Source organism: Bacteroides sp. D22 (assembly GCF_000163675.1).
Taxonomy (GTDB): Bacteria; Bacteroidota; Bacteroidia; order Bacteroidales; family Bacteroidaceae; genus Bacteroides; species Bacteroides xylanisolvens.
In genome coordinates, this window is record NZ_GG774799.1 from 1 (window position 1) to 2,456 (window position 2,456).

1 protein-coding gene and 1 pseudogene are annotated in these 2,456 nt (G+C 45.9%); both read left to right on the forward strand.

What is annotated here, in order from left to right; all coding sequences use genetic code 11:
• Positions 1-679 precede the first annotated feature (679 nt).
• The gene (gene ltrA, locus HMPREF0106_RS19085) at positions 680-2,347 is read left to right on the forward strand and encodes a group II intron reverse transcriptase/maturase (protein WP_004323414.1); all 1,668 of its coding nucleotides are present in this window, start codon (positions 680-682) and stop codon (positions 2,345-2,347) included.
• Positions 2,331-2,456: pseudogene (locus HMPREF0106_RS27695) on the forward strand (DNA methylase); the annotation flags it as partial. The gene ltrA and the pseudogene HMPREF0106_RS27695, both read left to right, overlap by 17 nt.

Genomic DNA, 2,456 nt, shown 5'->3' on the forward strand with positions numbered 1-2,456 from the left:
GGGTGCGACATGAAGTCGCATAGATAATTGTTGGAATGATACTTACGGGTATCAGCTTTAACCCGCTGTTCCGTCAGCGGTAGCCTACCGACCGATGCACCTTAATGTTGTATTAAGCGGTCGGGACGAAGTACACTTTCGCAAGACAAGACAGAACCGTGAGGGGAAGTCAAGTACGGTTAGTATCATACCGTAGAGTGGCGAGGCTGGATAGTATGGTTAGCGCAAGCGAACTGTTAGTAAACTTCGTAATGTCACGAAAGAGTGTAAGATACTGGCACACTCTACCCAAAAGGGAAGCGGTCGGTTAATCCTCTCCATGGTAGGATTACACGGATATAAGCACCGCCGGAGGATGAGACAGAACCTAACCTATCCGTTAGTTATCTATGTGGAACATGGTAAGCCTGTATATCTCCTGTCATGTAAAAATGACAGGTAAGCTGACAGCAATGAAAGCCGAATGGTGTGCAGGTATAAGATAACAGAAAAAGCGAATGCCGTTCTGTAATGGAGCGGATACGGATTGAACCGACATCACGGGCTGATGTGGGCGACATCATCCGACACGAAAGTGGGCAGACTTCTGTGACGACATTAGGTAGGCAATCAAACCGAATGTTGTCAAATGGTGATTCTTTACAATTAACTTTTAGAACTTTCAAAAGGAGGAAAGCAAATGAACGAAAACAAGACATCGTGTGCGCCTGCTGACAATCAGCAAACACTTTGGGACAGAATAGACTGGACTAAAGCGGAGTTGGCTGTCAGAAAGCTACAAGCACGAATTGTAAAGGCTCAGAAGGAAGGCAGATACAACAAGGTGAAAGCCTTGCAGTGGACGCTGACCCACTCTTTTTACGCAAAAGCCTTAGCCGTAAAGAGAGTTACTTCTAACGGAGGTGGCAACACCCCCGGAGTGGACATGGAAACATGGGAGAAACCCGAAGCAAAAACACAAGCGATAAGCGAACTCAAACGCAGAGGCTACCAGCCGAAGCCATTGAGAAGAGTCCACATCAAAAAGAGTAATGGCAAACTGCGACCGTTGGGAATACCGACAATGAAAGACAGAGCCATGCAAGCACTCTACCTTATGGCATTAGAACCAGTGTCGGAAACAACAGCCGACTCACGTTCATACGGTTTCCGCAAGGAACGCCGCTGTATGGACGCGGTAATGCAATGCCATAACATTCTCCGAAAAGGCTATTCTCCCGAATGGATTCTGGAGGGTGACATAAAGGGGTGCTTCGACCATATCAGCCATGAATGGCTGCTTGCCAACATCCCTATGGACAAGGCAATACTCCGAAAATGGTTGAAATGCGGCTATATCTTCAACAAACAGATGTTCCCGACAGAGGAGGGAACGCCACAAGGTGGCATTATCTCTCCCACGCTTGCCAATATGACATTGGACGGATTGCAGAAAGTCCTTGCAGAGAAATATAAACGAGTTAGAATCAAAGGTAAGTTATATTCGCCAATGGTGAATCTTGTCCGTTACGCTGATGACTTTATAATTACCTGCGAGAACCGTGAAACACTTGAAAAGGAAATCAAGCCATTGGTAGCCGACTTTATGTCTGAAAGAGGTCTGACCTTATCAGAAGAAAAGACGGTGATAACCAATATCCGTGACGGTTTCGATTTTCTCGGTTTCAACATCCGCAAATTCGGCAATGAAATATTGACCAAGCCGACCAAGAAAGCCGAAAAACGCTTTATGGAGAATATCCGTAAGGTGACAAAAGGTCATAAGGGTTGCAAGCAGGAATCATTAATCAGGATGTTGAATGCTAAAATTCGAGGATGGGGAGCATATTATCAGCATGGGGCGACACGTGATTCTTTTCACAGAATCGACCATCAGATATTTCTCGCCTTGTGGCAATGGGCTAAACGCCGTCATTCCAAGAAAGGGAAACAGTGGATAAAAGACCGCTATTGGCACAATATCCGAGGGAACAGCTGGACTTTTGCGGCTAAGTTCAAGAAATCAAACGGCAAAGAAGACCAACTTACCTTGTTGAAACTGGCATCTTCGTTTCCTTTTCTGCAATATACGCAGATAAAGGGGGACATGAATCCGTTTGACGCAGACTGCCGCCTGTACTTCAATAAAAGAATGAAGTCAAAGATGCTTGTGACGCTGAAAGGACGTAAATCCCTGCTTTACCTATGGGAAAAGCAAGGTCGGAAATGTCCGATATGTGGTGAACCGATTGACACGCATAAGGCATGGAATGTAATGCCGACCGTACAAGACGGACGGAAATGCAATCTGTTGGTTCATGATGAATGTTTCAAATTATCCCGTAAAAACAATGGAAACAAGAAGTAGGATGAGCCGGTCTCTGCACACGAACAGAGACTTTGAAAAGCTTGAGCCGTATGAGGGGAAACCCTCACGTACGGTTCTGAGGGGGGAAGAGGGCAGTAATGCCCTTGAC

Excerpts from the sequence above, each read along its gene's own strand:
- ltrA (WP_004323414.1), top strand. The coding sequence starts at position 680 with ATGAACGAAAACAAGACATCGTGTGCGCCTGCTGACAATCAGCAAACA.